The organism is Mesorhizobium xinjiangense (genome assembly GCF_009749525.1).
In the GTDB taxonomy this organism is placed as follows: domain Bacteria; phylum Pseudomonadota; class Alphaproteobacteria; order Rhizobiales; family Rhizobiaceae; genus Mangrovimarina; species Mangrovimarina xinjiangensis.
Genome location: NZ_WOAC01000041.1, coordinates 1 through 20,234, shown reverse-complemented (window position 1 = coordinate 20,234; position 20,234 = coordinate 1). Strand labels below are relative to the sequence as shown.

Sequence of the window (20,234 nt, the reverse complement as noted above, 5' to 3'; positions counted from 1 at the left end):
ACGGACTCTGTTCAGGCTGCGGCAGATGTTCGGCAATGGCTACCGACCGGAATTGCATTACATGCGCGGCCCCGGCCCCGCATCGCGACACAAGCCGACCGGAGCCGACGGCGATCGTTGAGAACCCGGCGCTCGAAACAGGCACGTGCAATCGAGTGTTCAGCCCTTCCCGCCCGCAAGATCGGGATGCGCTTGCGGCGCGATATGCCGCTTGGATCGTGAACCTTCATGCAGGCGCAATATCCAACGCGGTCTTCAAAGCCGTCGATCGTCGTCGATGCGCGCACATCCACGGCCTCCGCGACGTTCATTTTGTGATCACTTTTTTGAAATGTTATCACTTTCTATTGTGAATCAAGCTGCTATTTTGGCGTCATAACGGCCGGCAGGAACACGGCATGGCGGAGCGTGAGACCTTGAAATTGCCGGAGTTGCCCCGGCAGCCTCGTATGACCTCGCAGGAATATGCCTATGCGAGGCTACGCCATTCGCTCATGATCGGCGCCATCGCGCCCGGACGTGCCATAACGATTAGAGGACTGGTCGAGGCCCTCGAGGTCAGCCCCACGCCGGTTCGCGAAGCGCTGCGCCGGCTGAGCTCGGAACACGCCGTCACGGTGCTCGAAAACCGGCGCATCATGGTTCCCGAAATGAACGGCCGTCGCTTCGAAGAGTTGGTCGCCCTGCGCTGCACGCTGGAATGCCACGCCGCCGAACGGGCGCTTCCGTATATATCGGAACCGCTGATCGACGATCTGAGCCGCATCGACGCGCGCATAGACGAAGCCCTGAATGTCCCGGATCATGAGACGTCGGTGCTGCTCAACCAACGTTTCCATACCGGCATCTATTCGGCCCATCCCGAACAGATCGTCATGCCGATGGTTGAAAGCCTGTGGCTGCAGCTCGGCCCCTTTCAGAGGATCGCGGCAAACTATGTCGGCGACTACTATCGCGTCGACCGCCACCAGGAAATCCTGAAGGCCCTGCGCAACCGCGACCCGATTGCGCTGACAATGGCCGTCGAGGCCGATATCCGCGACGGCGTCGGCCGGCTCGGTCGAGAGGCAATGCGGCGGATCCTTGGAAGCGAACCGTCCCATGACGCAGCTTAGAAACACCTGGAAAGCGGCTTGTTTGGAGCCAATCGGCGCTTCCCCGCTTCGCGTCCGTAGAGTCCGAAGGGCATCGACACCAATTCATCCTCGTCCTCCCTGCAACGAGAGCAAGAGGCACCGCAATCGTCAATTTCCAGCGCCCTGAGGCCTTGACACTTTGTGATACTAATTGGGATAAAAGTGTCACAAAGAGGGGTCAGCGATGGCGCAGCGGACCGTCCAGGATCGGCATGATGGAGCCCATACACACCGTTATCGGTCGTGGGCTCCTGTCGCCGCCCAGGCCCCATTGCCGCATAGGGCGAGCCGCTCGCTCCCATTGGATCGGTTCACACTTTCACGGATTCGATGCGCCGATCGGGCCTTTCGCTTTGTCGCGATTGCGCACAGAGAACCGTTTTCCACTTCTCCAGGAATTGCTTCAGCCCAACGCATGGCTGGTTGCCCGCGCAAGTTCCGCTTCCCAGAAACCCGCACATCAGGACATGACGGATCGCACCGGACCGGCAGTTGCATGAAACGAGGCGGCCGATCGCGAAGCGCAGGTGCGGACTGCCCAACCAGAACGTGGAGAACCCCTGCATGCCCGTGCCCCCCGAACTGATCGTCACCAATGCGCGCATCATAACCATGGATGATGCCAATCCCCGCGCAGAAGCGATCGCGATCACCGATGGCGAAATCTCGGAACTGGGCACGGCGAGCGAAATCGAGACCCTGAAGGGGCCAGGGACGAAAGTGATCGATGCGGGCGGCAATTCGGTGCTGCCGGGCTTCATCGAAAGCCACTTGCACATTTTTGGCGGCGCGACGGAACTCTCCCACCTGCAACTTGGCGGACTGAAGGGGTTCGATACACTGAGATCGAGCCTCGAGGCTCATGCGGCGGCCCGACCGGACGACGTCCTGCTGATGGGCCAGGGCGCCGACTACACGATACTGTCGGACGACGAACCGCTCACACGCCTGCATCTCGACCGCATCGTGGCCGACCGGCCGGTCGCCGTGGTGGCCCCGGATCATCACACGATGTGGGCCAACACCAAGGCGCTCGAGATGGCCGGTATCCTGCATGGCAAGACAGTCAATCCGGGCAACGAGGTCGTCATGGGGCCCGACGGGTTGGCGACGGGCGAGTTGCGGGAAACGGAAGCCATGACGCCCGTCGTCCGGATCGCAGGCGAAAACCGGGCACGGCTGGGGATCGAAACGGGTGGCGAGCCCGATCCGGTACCTACGCCCGAGGAATGGGAGGCCGACAAGGCAACCATGCGCCACGGGCTCGCTCATGCGGCCGAGCATGGGATCACCTCCTTCCACAATATGGACGGCAATCTCTATCAGCTTGAACTCCTGTCGGCGCTGGAGAAGGACGGCGCTCTGACGGTGCGCGCGCAGGTGCCGTTCCATTTCAAGAAGCCGATGACCCTCGACGCGCTGGAGAAGGCGAGCGAGATGGCGCGCCGTTATCGCGGCGACTGGGTCAAATCGGGCATGGTCAAGATTTTCATGGACGGCGTGCTCGAATCCGGCACGGCCTACATGGTCGAGCCCTATGCCGACATGCCCGGCTGGCACGGTGAACCCTATTTCGACGATGCCGAATTCGCCGCGCTTGCGACCGAGATCGACCGGCGCGGTCTGCAGATCGCGGTCCATGCGATCGGCGACGGGTCCGTGCGCACCGTGCTTAACGGATACGAGGCGGCGCGCCGGTCGAACGGCGCGCGCGACAGCCGTCACCGCGTCGAGCATGTCGAGGTGATCACCGAACCCGACATTCCGCGCTTTCGCGAGCTGGGGGTCATCGCCTCCATGCAACCGCCCCATCCGCCAGGCGGCATGTGCTTTCCGCTGGAGCCGACCGTGTCGCGCATTGGGCGCAAGCGATGGCATCTGTCCTATCTCTGGCGCACGATCAAGGCCACCGGCGCGCATGTCGTCTTCGCTTCGGACTGGCCGGTCTCGCCAATCGATCCGATCGCCGGCATCCACGCCGCGGTCACGCGCAAGCCGTGGGCGGACAACCTCCCCGACCAGTCCTTCACGCTGCACGAAGCGATCGCGGCCTACACGGTGGAAGGCGCCTATGCGGAGTTCGCGGAACACCGCAAGGGCCGGCTGCGGCCCGGCTACCTGGCCGACCTCGTAATTCTCAACGGCGACATCGAGGCAACGGAACCGGAAGCGCTCATTGAACTCAGACCGCAATTTACGATCTGCGGCGGCCATGTGACATTCGAGCGGTAAGGGCTGCGGGACGCGCGCACGCGGCCTGAGGAACCAGCACGTGTATTGGGGTAATCTTTTGCACCGCCGAAGACCGCAGACATGACAACAAGACCGCGACAAGACACGCGGCAACTAAAAAGGGGTATCGACCGTGCCGGAGCGACCGGAAAAAAGCACCATTGAAATCCGCCATGTCAGCAAAGTATTCGGGTCAGGCGAAAACGCCGTCATAGCGCTCGACGATGTCAGCCTCGATATCAGGGAGAACGAGTTCTTCACATTGCTTGGCCCCTCGGGCTGCGGCAAGACCACATTGCTGCGGCTGATTGCGGGGTTCAGCTATCCGACCGAGGGAGAGATCAAGCTCTACGGCCAGGACATTGCGCCCCTGCCGCCATACAAGCGGCCGGTGAACACCGTATTCCAGAGCTATGCACTGTTCCCGCATATGAGCGTGGGTGAAAACATCGCCTTCGGACTGGAGATGCTCGGCCGGCCGAAATCGGCAATCCGCACGCGCGTCGAGGAGATGCTGGCGCTCGTCAGGATGGAGCATCTGAGGGACCGCAAAACGGCTCAGATTTCCGGTGGCCAGCAGCAGCGCGTGGCGCTTGCGCGGGCTCTCGCGCCACAGCCGAAAGTGCTCCTCCTCGATGAACCCCTGTCCGCGCTCGACTACAAGCTGCGCAAGGATATGCAGATCGAGCTGAAGCGGCTTCAGCACGAGACCGGCATCACCTTCATCTTCGTCACGCACGACCAGGAGGAGGCCCTGACCATGTCGGACCGCCTCGCGGTGATGTCCTCCGGCCGCATTCTCCAGATCGGCAATCCCCGCCAGATTTATGACAGGCCGGCAGAGCGCTTCGTGGCCGACTTCATCGGAGAGACGAACTTCCTCACTGCCGAGGTCACTGGGCTCGCCAACGGCAAGGCGGAGGTGGCATTGCCCGGTGGCGCAAAGATCCACGCATTGCTTACTGAAGACCGCGAGCTCAACGGTGCGGTGAGCGTCGTCGTGCGTCCCGAACATGCCGAGATCGTTTCCAATGCCAACGGGGCCGATCTGAAGGGCAGGCTCGCAAATATCGTCTATTTCGGGACCGATACCCTTTATCACGTCGTGCTGGAGACAGGCGAGACCTTCATCGTGCGGCGTCAGAACAGCCGCAAATCCGTTGACGAGTTCTCCGAAGGCACCGCTGTCGGCATCATACTGGCCGATGGGTCGGCGCAGATATTGAGGGATTGAGCGCGATGGGCACAGCAAGCGAAATCGCGCGCCGGATCGAAGCCAAAGACATCAGGGATCGCTGGCTCCTTTCGGCACCGGCGCTGATCATCATAGCGCTTTGCGCAATCGGGCCACTGACAATCGTCTTTGTCTATTCGTTCCTGACCCCCGGCGATTATGGCGACGTCGTCTGGAAATTCTCGCCCGACGCCTGGATCTCGGTGCTCTTCCAACGCGATATCTTCGATGGCACCTGGTCCTTCGCCGACGCCCATTTGTCGATCTTCTGGCGTTCGGTCTGGCTGTCGCTGATGACCACTCTGCTTACTCTGGTTCTGGGCTTTCCAACCGCCTATTTCATCGCAACCCGGCCGGAGAGAACGCGTGAAATCTGGCTCTTCCTGATTACGATTCCCTTCTGGACGAATCTGCTCATCCGCACATTCGCCATCCAGGAGGTGATCCGCAACGAGGGCATCGTCAACGCGCTGCTGACCGGGACGGGCATCACCGATCGGCCGATCCAGATGTTGTATACCGATTTCGCCATCCTGCTCGGCCTTGCATATGTCTATTTCCCGCTCATGGTGCTGCCACTCTATGCCAGCATGGAGAAGATCGATTTCCGCCTCGTCGAGGCGGGGTACGATCTCTACGCCAATCGCTGGAAGGTGCTCCGGCGGATCATCATTCCCCTCGCCAAGCCGGGCATCGTTGCCGGCTCCATCCTGGTCTTCATCCCCTCGCTCGGCGCCTATGTGACGCCGCGGGTTCTCGGCGGCGGCGTGAAACTGATGCTGGGCAATTTCATCGAGCTGCAGTTCGGCCAGGGCCGCAACTGGCCGCTGGGGGCCTCGCTGTCGATGACACTTCTCGCGATCGTTCTGGCAGCCCTGTTCATGTACATCCATTTCACTGCCCGCAGGGGAGGAAACACCCATGGCTAGGTCACGGCACGCCTTCGACGTCAGGCACCAGTCGGGTTTTCCCACCATCGCGCTCACCTGCTTCTTCCTGCTCTATTTGCCGATCGCCACGCTGGTCGTTTACGCGTTCAATTCGGGAACCTCCATCGCCACTTGGGAGGGACTATCGCTGCGCTGGTTCCAGGCGGCGTGGAACAATGACAAGGTGATCGATGCGTCGCTGCGCTCGATCCAGATCGCCACCTGTGCGGCCGTTATCGCCACGGCTGTTGCGACGATGGCCGCGATCGCAACGACACGCACGCGTCCCTATCGAGGCCTCAATGCCAAATACGCGTTCATCAACATGCCGCTGATGGTGCCGGAAATCGTAGTCGCCGTCGCACTTCTGATCTTCTTCTCGCGCATCAAGGTTGCCACCGGCTATTCGGGCCTGGGTTATCTCATCGCGGCCCATACGGCCTTCTGCATCCCGTTCGCCTATCTGCCGATCAGGGCACGTCTGGAAACCATGGATCTGTCGCTGGAGACCGCGGCCGCCGACCTCTATGCCTCGCCCTGGCAAGCCTTCCGCCGGGTCACCCTGCCGCTCCTGTGGCCGGGTATTCTGGCCGGTCTGATGCTCGCCTTCGTCATCTCGCTGGACGACGTGGTCATCACCGAATTCGTCAAATCGGGGGGGCAGGACACGCTGCCGACCTACATGCTCGGCCAGTTGCGGCGCGTCGTGACCCCGGAAATGAATGCGATCTCGACAGTGTTCCTGCTGCTGTCCATCGCGATCGTGACTATCTTCTTCTTTGTCAGCAGGAAGAGATCCTAGTGGAGCATATTTGACATTCCATGCTCACTCGATGCCGACCCCGAGATTGAATGCCAGATTCAAAAGTTCCACTAGAATCATAGACTTGGTGGTGGTTCCCACGTTTCCAACATATGCCCTCCGAACTGATACAAAGGGGATGCAAATTCCGGAAACGAACCACTAAAGGCGATTCCAGGAGAAGTGGGAACCGGAGCTCCAGGGGAATTCAAAACATGGGAGAATGGAAATGACTTGGAAACCTGGCGCAATGGCGATCGGCCTCGCCTTGCTGTGCACGACCGGTCAGGCGCACGCCGCCGGCGAACTCAACATCTATAATTGGGGCAACTACACCAGTCCCGAACTCATCGAGAAGTTCGAGAAGGCCTACGACGTCGAAGTCACCATCACGGACTACGATTCCAACGACACCGCGCTCGCCAAGGTGCGCCAGGGGGGGCACGGCTTCGATATGGTGGTTCCGTCGGCCAGCGTGATGAACATCTGGATCGATGAGGGGCTCCTGTTCGAAGCCCGTCCGGACCAGATGGAGAATTTCAAGAACATCGATCCGCGCTGGGTCGACGTGCCCTTCGACCCGGGCCGGCACTATTCCGTACCATGGCAGTGGGGGACGACCGGAATCACGGTGAACAAATCCGTCTATTCCGGCGATCCCAACACCTCCGCCATCTTTCTCGACCCGCCCGACGAGCTTGCCGGCAAGATCAATGTCGTGCCGGAGATGTCGGACGTCATGCATCTGGCCGTCAGCTATGCCGGCGGCGAGCCCTGCACTGGCGATCTCGAAATCCTCAAGAAGGTGCGCGACACGCTTCAGGCGGCGAAATCCAAATGGATCTCGATGGATTACGGCAACATAGAGGATTACGAGAAGGGAGATATCGCCGCCGGCGTCAACTGGAACGGGTCGTCCTTCCGCTCCCGCCTGTTGAACTCAGATATCATCTATGGCTACCCGAAAGAGGGATATCCGGTGTGGATGGACAATCTGTCGATCCTGGCCGATGCCAAGAACGTCGAGAACGCCAAGCTGTTCATGAACTTCGTTATGGAGCCGGAAAACGCGGCGATGATCTCCGCCTTCGCCCGCTACGCCAACGGCATCAAGGGCTCGGAAGAATTCATGCCCGAAGACATGAAGGACGCGCCCGAGGTCAACATTCCCGAGGAGTTCAAGGCCGCCGGCAAGTTCAATCTCGCCTGCCCGCCCAAGGTCCAGCAGCTCTATACCAGGATCTGGACCGAGCTCTTGAAGTAAGCTGGCGCAGCAACACCCCGGGCGGTCGCGACTGCCCGGGGCGTGGAGCCCTATCCATATCAATCATTGAGCGCCATGGATGGGCGGCTTTCGACGTCTACAACGTGCGCACGCAACTGGCGCCGTCTCTCGAGCCCGGCGACGTCGTCATTCTCGACAATCTCAACGTCCGTAGAAGCCCCCGTGCCGTGGAAGCCGTCAATCGGCGCGGCTCCTGGTTCCTGCCAAAATACTCGCCGGACCCGCGATCATGCGGCTTTCAGCCCGTCTTCGCGGACGCACGCGGCAACGCCTGACCTGCCTCATCAAAGAGATGCAGTTCGGCAGGATTCATGTTCAGGTTGATCGGCTCGCCGACGGCGACATTCAGGGAGGGCGCAGCCTTGACGACCAAGCTCTGCCCGCCGGCGGTCATGGCTTCGATGAGTGTTTCGTCTCCGAGTTGCTCGACCAGTCGCACGGAAGCTGCCGTACCGACATCCGACGTTGCCGAGACGATGAATCCTTCCGGACGCAGGCCAAGCGTGACGGCTGCGCCTTGCCGGGTGCAGCATGTATCGGCCAACGGAACGTCCACGGTGTCGAAATCGATCGTCGAAACCGTGACCCCGCCCTTGCGGATGTGCGCAATGCGGCCTTCGACGAAGTTCATTCGAGGCGAGCCGATGAAGCCCGCTACGAACAGGTTGGCCGGGTGATGATAAAGCTCCATCGGCGTCCCCACCTGGCGGACGGCACCACCTTCAAGCACGACGATGCGGTCGGCCAGGGTCATGGCTTCCACCTGGTCGTGGGTGACGTAGATCATCGTCGCCTGCAAGTCGGTATGCAGCCGCGCGATCTCGCGGCGCATGGAAACCCGCAGTGCTGCGTCCAGGTTGGAGAGCGGTTCGTCGAACAGGAATACTTTCGGATGCCGCACGATGGCACGACCGATCGCGACCCGCTGCCTCTGGCCGCCGGAGAGTTGGTGCGGGCGTCGGTCGAGAAGGTGCTCCATCTCGAGAATTCGCGCTGCATCGCGTATCCTCGCGTCGATCTCGGCCTTTGGCCGCCGCGACAGTTTCAGTGAGAAGGCCATGTTCTGATAGGCCGTCTTGTGCGGATAGAGCGCATAGGACTGAAACACCATGGCGATGCCGCGCTCTTTCGGCGGCTTGTCGTTGCAGATTTCGCCGTCGATCCGGATCGTTCCGGATGTTGCCTCTTCCAATCCGGCGATCATGCGAAGCAAAGTCGACTTTCCGCAACCGGACGGTCCGACAAAGACGATGAACTCCCCATTCGTCACTTCAAGGTCGACGGCCTTGATGACCTCGATCGGGCCAAAGGACTTCGTTATTTTTTCGAGCTGTAGCGTGGCCATGCGGGCTTCCCTGCTGACGTCCGCAAGCGGGCGCGCGAGCCAGCGCGCCCGATCGGAGATCACTCTCCGTTCATGCGCTGCTTGAAGAAGTCGAGGTGCTTTCCCTGCGCCTGGATGATGCGCTCGCGGTAGACGCCATAGATCTGATCGGTGTCGTGCAGCGTGACGCCCGCAATGGTGGGCGAGGCGAAGGTCGGAAGTTCGATGCCCTTGTCGGCAAGCGCCTGGGCCGTGCGCGCGACGAGTTCGTGCATCATCGTCATGGCAAGCACGGTGGACGATCCCGCGACCGGCCGTGACCAGCCTTCGACGGGGACGATCGCATCCTCGATCGGCGCGCATGTATCGATCACGATGTCGGCGGCATCGGCCAGGCGCATGCCGGAGGAGTGCGTCGCCGGTTTGTCGAGATTGGACTTCGCGGTAATCGCAACGACCGTCATGCCGCGCTTCTTGGCATACAGGGCCGTATCGATGCCCGAAGCATTCCGGCCGCTGTGGCCGAAAATGACGATGCTGTCGCCGGGATTGAGCGGCTGATGATCGAGGAATTTCTCCGCATAACGCTCGGTGCGCTCGAGCCACAGGAGTTCTCGCACGCCGCCCGCGCCCAGCACGTTGTGCCACATCACGCGCGGATCGGTCAGCGGATTGAAACCGACATAGCTGCCGTAGCGGGGAAAGGTCTCCTGCGCAGGCAGGACCGAATGGCCCGATCCGAAGAGATGGATGAGGCCTTCCTTCTCGAGCGTGGCCGAGAGCGCCGAGGCAGCCTTGTCGAAAGCGTCTTCGTTTTCACGGGCTGCGCGTTCTGCGATCTGGAGGAGGCGGCTGATATAGAGGGATGACATGGTAGGGGATTTGCCTTTCACTGAGGGTTACAGGTGGAGCCGTGACCGTATTTCATAGCGGTCGCCGCGCATGGTGGAGACTGTGAATTCGAAGGGTCCCTGTGCATCCGAGGTGATGCGCTGCACGATGAAGGCGGGGCTGCCCGCCGCAACTTCGAGCAGTCCGGCATCGTCGGCCGAAACCGTTCCGACACGATAGATCTCGCGTGCCTCCATGGGGGAAATGCCGAACCGATTGCGCAAGTCCTCGTAGAGCGAGGGCACCACCTGCCCGATCCCCAGGAAGCCAGGCACGCGAGCGGACGGCAGGAAGGCAGTCTGGATGCCGATCGGCAGGTTGTTGCCCGCTCGCAGCCGCCGCACCTTCACGACGGCGTCTCCTTCCGCAATTTCCAGCGCGGCAGCGACATCGTCCGAGGCCGGCAGTTCGACCATCTCCAGGACGCGCGATCCGACCACCAGCCCGCGGTCGGCCATCTCCTGCGTGAAACTGGTCAGGCCGCGCACACCGGCGGTGACGGTCGAAGTGCGCACGAACGTGCCACGGCCGTGCTCGCGCCGCAGCAAGCCGGCTTCCTCGATATTGCGCAAGGCATGGCGCACGGTGATCCGGCTTACGCCGAGCAATTCGCTGAGCTTGCCTTCGTTGGGAAGCTGCGTACCGTCCGGCCATGTTCCGTCGGCAATGAGCGCGCGTAGCGCCTGTTCGGCCTGATGCCACAGCGGTTCGGGACGTGATCGGTCGGCGCGCCTGATGTTGATGGTCATGATCCGTCCTCCAACCAAATCGGATGTCCTCGCGCAGCCAGCCCCGCGCCAACGAGGGCGGAGCGAGAACCGAATTTGCCCGCAGCAAGGCGAACCGAGCGCAGGTGCGGCGGCAACTGGCGCAGGAGCGCCGGCCGGATCATCGGGCCGAGCACGTCGAGGCTGTCGGCCACGCCACCCGCCAAGATGACGCAGGGCGAGCCGGTCAGCGCCACGCCACCCGCGAGCGCCGCACCCAATGCACACATCGGTGGTTCCAGCACGGCGCGCGCCCGTTCATCACCGGCTCGTGCCCGAGACACCAGCGTCATCGCATCAGGCAAGCTCAAACTGGCTGCGAGGCGATCCATTGCGTGCCCGGAAGCCGATCTTTCGAGCCAGCCATGCGCATCGTCGCCGGAATCGTGCGGATCGGCGCAGGCCCAGCCGAAGGAGATGGCCGCCCCGCCCTCCCCCTTGAGAATGCGGCCGTCGGCCAGAACGGCCGAGCCGATGCCGGTTCCAATTGCAAGCAGGATGGCGTTGCGGCAGTCGCGCGCCGCACCGTCCGCAGCTTCGGCCAGCAGGGAAAAATGCGCATCGTTGCCGAGCGTCACGCGCACGCCAGGGAAGAGCTGGGTGAGATCCACGCCGTCGAGGAATGGCAGGTTGGGAACCCACAGGCACATGCTTCCGCTCGCCAGGCCAGGGATTGCAATGCCGACTTCGCTCGTGCCGTGCTCGGACAGGAGCGCCGCGATACGGTTGCGGAAAGCGTCGAGGCTTCGTGGCGCCTGCCAGTGCCCGAGTGGCTTCGGCTCCGTTGCTGCGCCACCAACCAGCCCGGCGCGCAGATTGGTGCCGCCGAGATCGAGAGCCAGCGCACTCATCCTTTCACCCCCGCACCGACGATCGAATCCACGAAGAAGCGTTGCAGGAAAACGAACAGCACGAGCGGCGGCAACACGGCCAGTGTCGCCCCCGCCATCACCAGACCGGTGTTCATTGCGCCGCGATTGTAGCTCAACAGGCGGCCGAGGCTCAGGACGATCGGATAGCCGTCGGTGTTGCCCTGCAAAACCGTGAGCGGCCAGAGATAGGTGTTCCAGTGGTACACGAATGCGAAAAGCGCCAGGGCCGCAAGGGCGGGCGCGACGGCCGGCGCCACGACAGAAAGGACGATGCGCAATTCCGACGCGCCATCCACGCGCGCCGCGTCAATCAGATCGTCTGGCACCCCGGCGATGAACTGGCGCATGAGGAAGATGCCGAAGGCATTTGCGAGATGCGGGACGATCACTCCGACAAGGCTGGCATTGAAGCCCATGGAGGTTACAAGCCTGTACAACGGGATCAACGTCACGATGGGGGGCAGAAACATCGTGGCGATCACCAGGGCGAACAGCCAGTCGCGGCCGCCAAATCGGTATTTCGCAAAGGCGTAGCCCGCCATCAGCGACGTGATCAGGATGCCGGCCGTCGTGGTCGTCGCGATGATGAACGAGTTCAGGAACGATCTTCGCGCATCAATCACCTCCGCCACTTCCGAAAAGGCATCGAGGTTGGGTGTGCTCGGGAACCAGACAGGCGGCGTCTGCATGCTTTCGGCCGGCGTCTTGAGGCTCGAAAGCACCATCCAGAAAAGCGGAAAGGCTGCGATCACTGCGACTGCTATGATAACGACCAGCAGGAACGCGCCGGCTTCGCCGGGGCGCGGACCGCGGAGGATCGATCTTCCGATCATGTCAACGCTCCTCCTTCTGCCGCGCCGTCGCAAAGAGCAGTGCGATGATCACGATCAGCGAAAGCATCAGCATGACTGCCATGGCCGAGCCCAGCCCGCCTTGCGCGCGCTCGATGCCGACGCGGCGGATGTGGAATGTCAGCACGTTCGTAGCGTTGGCGGGACCGCCCTGCGTGATCAGCGCCACCGGTTCGAACACCTGCACGGCATTGATGACGGCAATGACGGCGCTGAAGAGCAACGTGCGCCGCAACAGGGGCAGCGTGACGCCGAAGAATTCCTGGATGCGATTGGCGCCGTCGATCCGTGCCGCTTCGTAGAGGGACGGGGAAATCTGCGTCAGGCCCGCAATGACAAGGACGGTGAAATAGCCGATCTGCTGCCAGACATTGAGAATGACGATCGAGAACAGCGCGGTGTCGGGTGATGAAAGCCAAGGCTGAGGCCCGATGCCGATCCAGGACAGGACCTGGTTGATCGGCCCTTCCGTGGGCGAATAGAGCTTCGACCACACCAGCGCCACCGCGATCATGGGCACCATGTAGGTGGAGAACAGGATGGCGCGCAGCACATGGCCGCCGGCGACGCGTCTTTGATGCACCATCAGGCCGAAAAGCACCGAAAGCGGCAAGATGATCAGGACGGAGAGCGCCGTATAGTTCGCCGTGTTGAGGAAGGCGCGTTGGAAATCACGCCCGACCGAGATAGGCCCGAAGAGATCCTCATAGTTGCGCAGCCCGACATAACGGGCGGCGCCGAAGCCCGTCTGCGTGGACCACTCGTGGAAGGAGAGCCAGATCGTCAGCGCCATGGGAACGAAGATGAATACTGCGATCACGGAGACAGCAGGCGTCAGCATCAACCATGGTGAGCCGGATCGGGAACGGGTCATCGGATCGATCGAAGCAAACGCCGGCCCGCCCCTTGCAAGGGACATGCCGGCCGGGATTGAAGACTAGCGCGAGGCGCGTTCGAGGATGGACGCCGCGTCGGCCTGCGCGTTTGCCTGCGCCTCCTCCGCCGTGATCTGCCCGTATTGGAGCTGTTCGATGACCTGCTGCAGCGCCTCGGAGAATTCCTGGCCGCCAAGCACGATCGGGAAGCCTTGCGCATTGGCCAGCGTCGAGACATATCCTTCGAGGAAGGGACGTCCGAGTGCGTCGGCATAGGCTTCAACGTCAGAACTGCGCGAAGGCAGGATGCCCATGGACTGCAGGATGCCGGCCATGGCCGAAGCACCATTCTCGCCCGATTCAGGTCCGTTCAACCAAGCCAGGAAATCCCACGCGGCTTCCTGCTGCGCCGCGCCGCCACCGGCATTCACGACGGTAAGCCAGGAATAGGAAATCGAGCGCGCGGTCTCGCCGCTTGGCCCGACCGGGATCGGCGCCGTGCCGACATTCCCGAAGTCGGCGCCCATGCCGCCCTTCAATGCGCTCTCCCACCAGTTCGCCATGATGATCATGCCGGTCTTGCCGGAGACGAAATTGTCGAGGAAAGGGCCAGTGGTGTTCGCGTCGGACGTACCCATCGCGGGCACCGAATAGCCTTTCTCGACCATCGTCTGGTAAAGCTTGAAGGTTTCCAGAGCCGCCTCGCTGTCGATCTGCGGCTTGCCATCGGCGATCAGCTGACCGCCATTCGAGACCAGCAGCGAGGCGAAAGGATGGTCCACGCCCGCCGCCCAGGAGTTGATCATGCCGAAGCCCTGCCGGCCGGACGCCTCATCGGTCAGTTTGGCTGCCGCATCCTCCAGCTCCTGCCAGGTCCTGGGCGGTTCGGCAATGCCGGCCTCTTCGAACAGTCTTTTGTTGTAATTCAGCGCATAGACGTTGATTTCATTGGGAATGCCGTAGACCTGCCCATTCACGCTCGCCGCCGCCGCGATGCCCGCCGGCCATTCGGACGTGACCTCCTCTGCAACAGGTTCCGGCGCCGGCGCCACGAGGCCGTCCTTCGCCAGCGCGGGCAGCCAAAGATCATAGATGCTGGCGATGGTGGGGCCATCGCTGCCGCCCGAACGTATCGTCGTGAGCAGATCGCCGAAGGGAACGGCGCGAACCGAAATCGAGACGTCGGGGTGATCCGCCGTATAGGCGTTGGCTGCCTCCTCGAGCAGCGCCACTGTATCGGGCGCCCAGTGGGTCAGGTAGGTCAGACGCACCTCCTCGGCCTGCGCCGTCAGGGGTGACAAGGCGGCCGCCGCGGCCGCGGCAATCCAGAACCTCGAAACTGCGTTCATCTGCGTTCTCCCTCCCTCAATGTCGACGATTGGTGGTTCTATGTTGCAAATAGGTTATAACAACATAATCTATTCCATGTAAATTGCCTGCTTCGCAAAGATGCGTTTCGCGGTGAGACCGCCGAGGCCTCGCCTGGGCAGTGCATATCGCTGGCTCACTCTCGGAGTGGCGGGAACAGGAATTTCGCGACCGGTTCGGGCCGTTGGCAATGGAGGCCGCTGCCGCGCTCCGGGAATGAGAGGCGCGGGTTTCTTGGGCTCCAGGACACACTTTGCTGGGACTTCATCAGCTCCGGGGCCCGAAGAGCCGATCCCGGCATGACATATAGAATGGACTTGGCCGTGCCGCCGGAAAGAGACGGGGAATCTGCCCTGCCACTCGAGACGCGATTGTCAGGCTGCGTGCAGATTTGCTTTGGTGAGGCTTCTTGTGATTCGAAACAAAGAGGTGAGCGATGTATCCGGACATGATCCTGCTGGGAACCGTTCTCACCATGGACCCTGGCCATCCGCGAGAAGGCGGCGTCGCCACGGTGGGCGAGAAGATCACCGCCATCGGCACGCGCGGCGAGATCTCGGCCCTCGCCGGTCCCGCCACGAAAGTGATCGACGCCGGGAAAGCTACTGTCCTGCCGGGCTTTGTCGAAAGCCATCTTCATCTCGTCCTGGGCGGTGCCGAACTCGCCCAGCTTCACATTGGCGGCGTGAGCGGACTTGCTGCAATGCGGGATGCTTTCGCCACCTATTCGGCCGCCAATCCGGATACGCCGATCCTGATGGCGCAGGGTGCCGGCTACGACATATTCGACCATCCCACAACACGCGCCGACCTGGACGCCGTGCTTGCCGACAGGCCCATTGCCATCATGGCGGCCGACCACCACACTGTCTGGGCAAACACCGCCGCACTCGAGGCGGCCGGCCTCCTCCACGGGGCGGCCATGCCGCACGGCCATGAGGTGGTCTTGGGCGAGGACGACCAGGCCACCGGCGAACTGCGCGAATTCGAGGCCTTCGCCCCTGTCATCGCGCTTGGCGGCGAGGCCCGGCTGCACCTAGGCATCGCCACCGGCGGCGAACCGGATCCGTGGCCCGGCGATGCCGAGCAGGCGATCGACCGGGCGAAGGTCGCCAAGGGTCTCGCCCATTGCGCAGCACATGGCATCACCAGCATCGTCAACATGGACGGCAACCTCTATACGCTGACGCTGCTCGCCAGGATACGCCAAGAAGGCGGGCTGACGGCGCGTGTGAAGGTTCCGTTCCATTTCAAGCCGGATATGGAGTCGTCCGAACTCGAGCGCGCCGAAGCCATGCGTAGAGAGTTCGACGACGAATGGCTGTCTTCCGGCTTCGTCAAGTTCTTTATGGACGGTGTCGTCGACAGCCGCACCGCCTATATGCTGAACGACTATCCGGGACATCCCGGACATCGCGCCGAGCCATTGTTCTCGCCCCGGCGTTTTGCCGAGGTTGCGACGGAGGTCGATCGGCGCGGCATGCAGATTGCCGTCCACGCGATCGGCGACGGCGCGGTGCGCACGACGATCGACGGCATGGAAGCGGCACAAAAAGCCAATGGCAGGCGCATCAGCCGCCACCGCATCGAGCATATCGAACTGATCGACGGGACGGACGTGCCGCGGCTTGGTGCGCTCGGTATCACCGCCTCGCTCCAGCCGGCCCACGCGCCGGGCGCGATGGACTTCCCGATCGAGCCGACAATGAACATCTATGCTCCTGACCGGCAGAAAGACGCGTATCTGTGCCGCGATCTCCGCGACGCCGGCGCCCATCTGGCCTTCGCCTCCGACTGGCCGGTCGCCGATGTTTCGGTGCTGCGCGGCATCAAGGCGGCATTGACGCGGCCGACTTATGCTGGCGCGACCGATCAGCGGATCGACCTCGACGCGGTGCTGCGGGCCTACACCGCCGGCGGCGCCTGGGCGGCACATATGGATCATGTCACCGGCACGCTGAAACCCGGCTTGGCGGCCGACATCGTCGTGCTTTCCGACAATATCGAGACCACCGATCCGCAGGATATCGACACGCTCCATGTCGCCCTCACCGTTGCCGGCGGGCGCATCACGCACGAGCGGTAGAGCTGCGCTTGCCGCTCGCCCCTTCAACGGCTTGTCCGAACTGAGCGGCCTGGCGCAGATGCTGCCGTAAAAGCGCTTCAGACCATTCCATGTCGCCCGCCTCCACTGCATCGAGAATAGCAAGATGTTCGCGGCAGGATTGCTCGATCCGCTTGGCCGGAAGTTCGTCGTAACCTGCCGCTTCCTGCATCCGCCGCAGATTGTTCTGCTGGCGCACGGCGTCGGTCAGGAAGCGATTGCCGGAACAGCCAGCCAGATTCTCGTGGAAGCCGGCATTGATGCGGAACCATTCATCGCCGCCGACATGCCGACCATTGTCTTTGAGCACCCGCTCATGGGCACGGCGTATCGGCGTCAACTGTGCCGGATTGGCCTTGAAGTTGGGTGATCGCAGCGCGGCGCATTCGACCACCATGCGGAACTCGTAGCTTTCCCTGAACGCCTCTTCGCCAACGAGCGTGTCGACGAAGCGCCAGCCATGTCCCGGGAGCCGTTGAACAAGACCCTCAGCGGCGAACCGCAGCAGCAACTTCCGCACAACCCCACGCGACACATCATACCGCGGCATGAGTTCGGCCTCGGAGACCTCCTGCGGAAGTTCACCGCGTGCGCGCTCGCGCATCATGCGACGGTAGAGTTCCTCAATCGGCGACCGCGGCAGGAGCGCATGGGGAACGATATCGGAGAGGTCGCGTGCCACCTGAAGGCCTCTGGTTGGCATTGGCTTCAAAACACCTTGCCTCATCAGCAATTCAAGCGCGGCACTGACTGGAGACCGCGAGACCCCGAAGGCGCGCGCCAGTTCCGGGGCCGAGATTCTGGTGCCCTCGCCGGCCCCCGAATCGCGCATGCGCTCCAGTATCCGGCGTGCCAGATCGATCTGCAGCGGGCTGGCCGTCTCACCCCGCGCCTGCGTTTCCTGCCGTCTTGCGTCCATGGAACCCTGCCGAAAACGGCATTATACATCCACGGAGAGTCAGCTACCAGCAGCTAAAATGGCGAAATTATTGCTTTTCATTTGCGCAAAATGCACTAAGCTATCGGTATGGCAACCTAGGAAATCCATAAGATGACGTCCCAGCCATTTCCGTTGATAGAGATCAGCGGCACTCCACGCCTGAGAGGGCGCTCCTATGGCGAGCAGGCTCGCGAACGCATCCACGGGTCCGTTGATCTCTATGCGTCCAATCTGGGGCGACTCGGATTCGATAGAACGGACATCGTGAGGTTCGCGCGGCATTTCGAGCCGCGACTGCGCCAGTGGGCACCTGACCTTGTCGATGAAATGGAAGGCATAGCCGAGGGTGCTGGGCTCGAACTCAGCTCAGTCGTGCTTGTCAATGCGCGCACCGAGATCCTTCAACTTGCGCGGCGCGAAAAGGAGATTGCAGAGGACGACCCGGACGGGTGCACCGGCGCGGTGGTGCTGCCCGAGGCGACGCAAGATGGCCGCCTGCTTCATGGTCAGAACTGGGATTGGAAGGCCGAATGCGCCGAAACCTCGGTCGTCCTGCGCCTCAGGCGCGACGATGGACCGGACCTTCTCACCTTTACCGAAGCCGGCGGGCTTGCCCGCAGCGGCTTCAATGCCGTCGGCATCGCCATCACGGCGAACTACCTCGAATGCGACCGCGACTATCGGGAGCTTGGAATTCCGCTCCCGTTCATCCGGCGGCGCGCGCTCGAAGCGGAGCATTTCGCACATGCCCTCAAGGTGGTGGCGACCACGCCGAAATCCGGCTCCAATAACATGATGCTGAGCACGGTCGAAGGCTATGCCATAGATCTCGAATGCGCACCGGACGAGAGCTTCGCAATTCATCCTCGCGATGGCCTTCTGGTTCATGCCAATCATTGGCAAAGCGCAACTGCTCTGTCGAAGCTGAGGGAGACGGGGCTCGCCGCCGTACCCGACAGCCTCTACCGCGATGTCCGGGTACGCAAGCTGCTGATGGCGCACATCGGAAAATCCACCATCGAAGACCTCAAGTCAGCGCTCTTCGACGATTTCGCGTTACCGTACTGTGTCTGCCGGCCGCCGCTGCGGGGCAACGGCGGCAATCTTTCGGCAACGGTGGCAATGATCGTTATGGATCCCGCGGGCGGCTTCATGGAGATCGCACCGCTTCCGGCGACCAACCGCAACTTCACACGCTATGAATTGGAGATGGAGACCGACAGGGCCAGTCGCGCGGCCTGACGCTCGACATCGGCACGCTCACAATTGTGAAAGGCAGGCATGGGCAAGTTTCTGATTACCCGGATGCTCAGCGCCATCCCCACGATGATCATCGTATCGCTGACGATCTTCGTGCTGATGCGGATGATACCGGGCGACCCGGCATCGCTGATGCTCGGAGATTTAGCGCAACCCGGTCAGATTGAAGCCATGCGGCAACGCATGGGCCTCGATCAGCCGGTGGTCATCCAGTATCTCGTCTGGCTCGGAAACGTGCTGACCGGCGATTTCGGGAACTCGATCTCGACCGGCCAGAAGGTGTTGTCGCTCATTTGGGACCGGTTTCTCGTTTCCGGGTCCATCGTGTTTGCCGCCATCGTGTTTGCAACGATCATCGCCGTGCCGGCCGGCATGATGGCCGCGTGGCGCCAGGACAAGCTGACCGATGTCTCGGTCGTGGCGATCGCCACCATGCTGCTGTCGATACCGAGCTTCTGGCTCGGCCTCATGCTCCTTATGATCTTCGGACTCTGGCTTGGCTGGCTGCCGATCGTCGGCTATGTGCCCTTCAGCCGCGATTTCGTCTCGGCTCTCGTCTACATTATTCTGCCCGTGGTGACGCTCGTCCTGGTCGAATCCGGGTCCCTCGTGCGAATGGCACGCGCCAGCACAATCGAGGTGACGCGCCTCGAATACATAACCCATGCCCGTGCCAAGGGACTGTCCGAGCCGGCCGTGATGTGGCGCCATGCCTTCAAGAACGCGTTTGCTCCCACTTGGACGCTGATCGGCCTTATCCTCGGCAGCCTGCTCGCCAACATAGCCGTCATCGAGACCGTGTTTACCATTCCCGGCCTCGGTCGGCTGCTGGTCGATAGCATCTATGCCCGCGACTATCCCGTGGTACAGGGCTGCATGCTCTACATCGCCTTCATGTATGTCGTGGTCAATTTGATCGTCGATCTGGTCTATCCCCTGCTCGATCCGAGGGTAACGGCATGATAGCGCGTGCGCTCGGCTTACCCACTGTGCGTTTCAACGCCGTTTTCGGCTGCACCATCGTGGGCCTGTTGATCCTGCTTGCGCTCCTTGCGCCTTGGATCGCGCCGCATGACCCGCTGCGGCTCGATCTTTCGGCGCGCATGAGCGGTATCGGCTCGGATTATCTGCTCGGCAGCGACGAGTTCGGCCGCGATACGATGAGCCGTCTCATCTACGGTGCGCGCACCAGTGCGTTCATCTCCTTTTCGACTGTGGCATTTGCTCTCGTAACCGGCACCTTCTTCGGCGTCCTCGCTGGTTTTCTGCGCGGATGGCTCGATTGCGCATTCCGACGAAACCGGCCAGTGATTCCGAACAATCGCCGGCCACCCTTTCCAATTTCATTCCGGCCGGAATTCCAA

Annotated in this window: 17 protein-coding genes and 1 pseudogene; 10 read left to right on the top strand and 8 right to left on the bottom strand. The window is 62.0% G+C overall.

Annotation, left to right across the window (positions count from 1 at the left end; genetic code table 11):
* Window positions 1–449: 449 nt before the first annotated feature.
* From GM909_RS25080 to GM909_RS25055, 6 genes are all read left to right on the top strand, one after another.
* Window positions 450–1,115: a GntR family transcriptional regulator gene (locus GM909_RS25080; protein WP_235912078.1), complete on the top strand. Its 666-nt coding sequence runs from the start codon at window positions 450–452 to the stop codon at window positions 1,113–1,115.
* A gap of 585 nt (window positions 1,116–1,700) precedes the next feature.
* The gene (locus GM909_RS25075; RefSeq protein WP_157020265.1) at window positions 1,701–3,368 is read left to right on the top strand and encodes an amidohydrolase; all 1,668 of its coding nucleotides are present in this window, start codon (window positions 1,701–1,703) and stop codon (window positions 3,366–3,368) included.
* Between the two features lie 133 nt (window positions 3,369–3,501).
* Window positions 3,502–4,602 carry an ABC transporter ATP-binding protein gene (locus GM909_RS25070; protein ID WP_157020264.1) on the top strand — a complete coding sequence of 367 codons (1,101 nt, stop codon included), beginning with the start codon at window positions 3,502–3,504 and terminating at the stop codon, window positions 4,600–4,602.
* A 5-nt stretch (window positions 4,603–4,607) separates the two neighbouring features.
* Window positions 4,608–5,531, top strand: a complete 924-nt coding sequence (locus GM909_RS25065) for an ABC transporter permease (protein WP_157020263.1) — start codon at window positions 4,608–4,610, stop codon at window positions 5,529–5,531.
* The gene (locus tag GM909_RS25060; RefSeq protein WP_157020262.1) at window positions 5,524–6,333 is read left to right on the top strand and encodes an ABC transporter permease; all 810 of its coding nucleotides are present in this window, start codon (window positions 5,524–5,526) and stop codon (window positions 6,331–6,333) included. Before GM909_RS25065 ends, GM909_RS25060 begins: the two co-directional genes overlap by 8 nt.
* 229 nt (window positions 6,334–6,562) lie before the next feature.
* Window positions 6,563–7,597: an extracellular solute-binding protein gene (locus GM909_RS25055; RefSeq protein WP_157020261.1), complete on the top strand. Its 1,035-nt coding sequence runs from the start codon at window positions 6,563–6,565 to the stop codon at window positions 7,595–7,597.
* Between the two features lie 259 nt (window positions 7,598–7,856).
* On the opposite strand, the gene GM909_RS25050 is transcribed toward GM909_RS25055, so the two are convergent.
* From GM909_RS25050 to GM909_RS25020, 7 genes are all read right to left on the bottom strand, one after another.
* On the bottom strand, window positions 7,857–8,963 hold the full coding sequence (locus GM909_RS25050; RefSeq protein WP_157020260.1) for an ABC transporter ATP-binding protein: 1,107 nt from the start codon (window positions 8,961–8,963) through the stop codon (window positions 7,857–7,859).
* Between the two features lie 59 nt (window positions 8,964–9,022).
* Window positions 9,023–9,814, bottom strand: a complete 792-nt coding sequence (locus GM909_RS25045) for a sugar isomerase domain-containing protein (RefSeq protein WP_157020259.1) — start codon at window positions 9,812–9,814, stop codon at window positions 9,023–9,025.
* Between the two features lie 27 nt (window positions 9,815–9,841).
* A complete protein-coding gene (locus GM909_RS25040) occupies window positions 9,842–10,582 on the bottom strand; it encodes a GntR family transcriptional regulator (RefSeq protein WP_157020258.1) in 741 nt (246 codons plus the stop codon).
* Window positions 10,579–11,451, bottom strand: coding sequence for an ROK family protein (locus tag GM909_RS25035; RefSeq protein ID WP_157020257.1), 873 nt, complete (start codon window positions 11,449–11,451; stop codon window positions 10,579–10,581). Before GM909_RS25035 ends, GM909_RS25040 begins: the two co-directional genes overlap by 4 nt.
* Window positions 11,448–12,305, bottom strand: coding sequence for a carbohydrate ABC transporter permease (locus GM909_RS25030; protein WP_157020256.1), 858 nt, complete (start codon window positions 12,303–12,305; stop codon window positions 11,448–11,450). The genes GM909_RS25035 and GM909_RS25030 overlap by 4 nt, the downstream gene beginning before the upstream one ends.
* A 1-nt stretch (window position 12,306) precedes the next feature.
* The gene (locus GM909_RS25025) at window positions 12,307–13,164 is read right to left on the bottom strand and encodes a carbohydrate ABC transporter permease (protein ID WP_328600483.1); all 858 of its coding nucleotides are present in this window, start codon (window positions 13,162–13,164) and stop codon (window positions 12,307–12,309) included.
* Between the two features lie 96 nt (window positions 13,165–13,260).
* Window positions 13,261–14,547, bottom strand: a complete 1,287-nt coding sequence (locus GM909_RS25020; RefSeq protein ID WP_157020254.1) for an ABC transporter substrate-binding protein — start codon at window positions 14,545–14,547, stop codon at window positions 13,261–13,263.
* A gap of 455 nt (window positions 14,548–15,002) precedes the next feature.
* Here GM909_RS25020 and GM909_RS25015 point away from each other — a divergent pair, with 455 nt between their 5' ends.
* Entirely contained in the window at window positions 15,003–16,652 is a 1,650-nt protein-coding gene (locus GM909_RS25015) for an amidohydrolase (protein ID WP_157020253.1), read from the top strand.
* Here GM909_RS25015 and GM909_RS25010 read toward each other — a convergent pair.
* Window positions 16,636–17,589 (bottom strand): GntR family transcriptional regulator, encoded by a 954-nt coding sequence (locus GM909_RS25010; protein WP_157020252.1) that lies wholly within the window; start codon window positions 17,587–17,589, stop codon window positions 16,636–16,638. The genes GM909_RS25015 and GM909_RS25010 overlap by 17 nt on opposite strands.
* Window positions 17,590–17,721: 132 nt before the next feature.
* Here GM909_RS25010 and GM909_RS25005 point away from each other — a divergent pair, with 132 nt between their 5' ends.
* From GM909_RS25005 to GM909_RS24995, 3 genes and pseudogenes are all read left to right on the top strand, one after another.
* Window positions 17,722–18,852 carry a C45 family autoproteolytic acyltransferase/hydolase gene (locus GM909_RS25005; protein WP_157020251.1) on the top strand — a complete coding sequence of 377 codons (1,131 nt, stop codon included), beginning with the start codon at window positions 17,722–17,724 and terminating at the stop codon, window positions 18,850–18,852.
* 39 nt (window positions 18,853–18,891) lie between these two features.
* Window positions 18,892–19,833 carry an ABC transporter permease gene (locus GM909_RS25000; RefSeq protein ID WP_157020250.1) on the top strand — a complete coding sequence of 314 codons (942 nt, stop codon included), beginning with the start codon at window positions 18,892–18,894 and terminating at the stop codon, window positions 19,831–19,833.
* Window positions 19,830–20,234: pseudogene (locus GM909_RS24995) on the top strand (hypothetical protein); the annotation flags it as partial. The gene GM909_RS25000 and the pseudogene GM909_RS24995, both read left to right, overlap by 4 nt.

What these genes read in the sequence shown, in the direction of transcription:
- GM909_RS25080 (WP_235912078.1), top strand. Translation starts at nt 450, where the DNA reads ATGACCTCGCAGGAATATGCCTATGCGAGGCTACGCCATTCGCTCATG.
- GM909_RS25075 (WP_157020265.1), top strand. Translation starts at nt 1,701, where the DNA reads ATGCCCGTGCCCCCCGAACTGATCGTCACCAATGCGCGCATCATAACC.
- GM909_RS25065 (WP_157020263.1), top strand. Translation starts at nt 4,608, where the DNA reads ATGGGCACAGCAAGCGAAATCGCGCGCCGGATCGAAGCCAAAGACATC.
- GM909_RS25060 (WP_157020262.1), top strand. Translation starts at nt 5,524, where the DNA reads ATGGCTAGGTCACGGCACGCCTTCGACGTCAGGCACCAGTCGGGTTTT.
- GM909_RS25055 (WP_157020261.1), top strand. Translation starts at nt 6,563, where the DNA reads ATGACTTGGAAACCTGGCGCAATGGCGATCGGCCTCGCCTTGCTGTGC.
- GM909_RS25050 (WP_157020260.1), bottom strand. Translation starts at nt 8,963, where the DNA reads ATGGCCACGCTACAGCTCGAAAAAATAACGAAGTCCTTTGGCCCGATC.
- GM909_RS25045 (WP_157020259.1), bottom strand. Translation starts at nt 9,814, where the DNA reads ATGTCATCCCTCTATATCAGCCGCCTCCTCCAGATCGCAGAACGCGCA.
- GM909_RS25040 (WP_157020258.1), bottom strand. Translation starts at nt 10,582, where the DNA reads ATGACCATCAACATCAGGCGCGCCGACCGATCACGTCCCGAACCGCTG.
- GM909_RS25035 (WP_157020257.1), bottom strand. Translation starts at nt 11,451, where the DNA reads ATGAGTGCGCTGGCTCTCGATCTCGGCGGCACCAATCTGCGCGCCGGG.
- GM909_RS25030 (WP_157020256.1), bottom strand. Translation starts at nt 12,305, where the DNA reads ATGATCGGAAGATCGATCCTCCGCGGTCCGCGCCCCGGCGAAGCCGGC.
- GM909_RS25025 (WP_328600483.1), bottom strand. Translation starts at nt 13,164, where the DNA reads ATGCTGACGCCTGCTGTCTCCGTGATCGCAGTATTCATCTTCGTTCCC.
- GM909_RS25020 (WP_157020254.1), bottom strand. Translation starts at nt 14,547, where the DNA reads ATGAACGCAGTTTCGAGGTTCTGGATTGCCGCGGCCGCGGCGGCCGCC.
- GM909_RS25015 (WP_157020253.1), top strand. Translation starts at nt 15,003, where the DNA reads ATGTATCCGGACATGATCCTGCTGGGAACCGTTCTCACCATGGACCCT.
- GM909_RS25010 (WP_157020252.1), bottom strand. Translation starts at nt 17,589, where the DNA reads ATGGACGCAAGACGGCAGGAAACGCAGGCGCGGGGTGAGACGGCCAGC.
- GM909_RS25005 (WP_157020251.1), top strand. Translation starts at nt 17,722, where the DNA reads ATGACGTCCCAGCCATTTCCGTTGATAGAGATCAGCGGCACTCCACGC.
- GM909_RS25000 (WP_157020250.1), top strand. Translation starts at nt 18,892, where the DNA reads ATGGGCAAGTTTCTGATTACCCGGATGCTCAGCGCCATCCCCACGATG.